General features: G+C 68.7%; 2 protein-coding genes. One reads left to right on the top strand and one right to left on the bottom strand.

Going from position 1 to position 623, the window contains the following annotated elements; translation table 11 throughout:
- Window positions 1–388 (top strand): molybdopterin dinucleotide binding domain-containing protein (locus AC1DWF_RS36000; protein WP_476843237.1); only part of this gene is annotated, 388 nt, incomplete at its 5' end.
- A 52-nt stretch (window positions 389–440) separates the two neighbouring features.
- Here the strand turns inward: AC1DWF_RS36000 and AC1DWF_RS35995 are convergent.
- Window positions 441–623, bottom strand: a 183-nt coding sequence (locus tag AC1DWF_RS35995; RefSeq protein WP_476843236.1) for a hypothetical protein, incomplete at its 5' end; no start/stop codon positions are given.

The raw sequence follows: 623 nt of genomic DNA, 5'->3' as shown, positions 1-623 counted from the left end.
GGAGAAGACCTACCACCACTCGCGCTTCCGCGAGCAGGCCTGGGCGAGAAAGGTCTCGCCCGATCCGAAGGTCTATGTGAACCCGGAGACGGCCGCCGAATACGGTCTCGCCGAGGCGGACTGGATCAAGGTCGAGACGATGAACGGCCAGGGCGCCGTGCGCCTGCGCGTGCAGGTCTCGGACCGCACCCGGCCCGGCGTGCTGACCACCGGCGTCGGCTGGTGGTTGCCCGAGCGGCCGGGGCCGGACTTCGGCGTGCTGGAGGTGAACGTGAACGCGGCCATGTCCTACACCGGGCCAGCGGACCCGATCAGCGGCTCGGTGGACACCGGCTCCATCCCCTGCCGGATGGAACGCGTCCCGCCCGACGCGAGCGCGCTCACCTGACGGTGAGGTAACCTGGCAACGGATTGGCATTCAAGGAAATGTCATCCTATGCTCACAACTGCGGGTTGCCGCTGGCGCGGGCCGGCGGATTGGGAAACGTCGAATGGATATCGGGCCGCCCAAGCGCGCGGATGCGCAGGAAGGCGTCGATCAGATCAGGCGGGAAAGACCGCGGCGCCGCCTTCTCCGGACGGTCGCCTTCGCGCTGGTGGTGCTCACCGGCCTCGGGCTGAGC

This window comes from Aminobacter sp. P4_D5 (genome assembly GCF_056401815.1).
The sequence above is the reverse complement of the archived record's forward strand: the minus strand, read 5'-3'. Positions and strand labels throughout refer to the sequence as shown.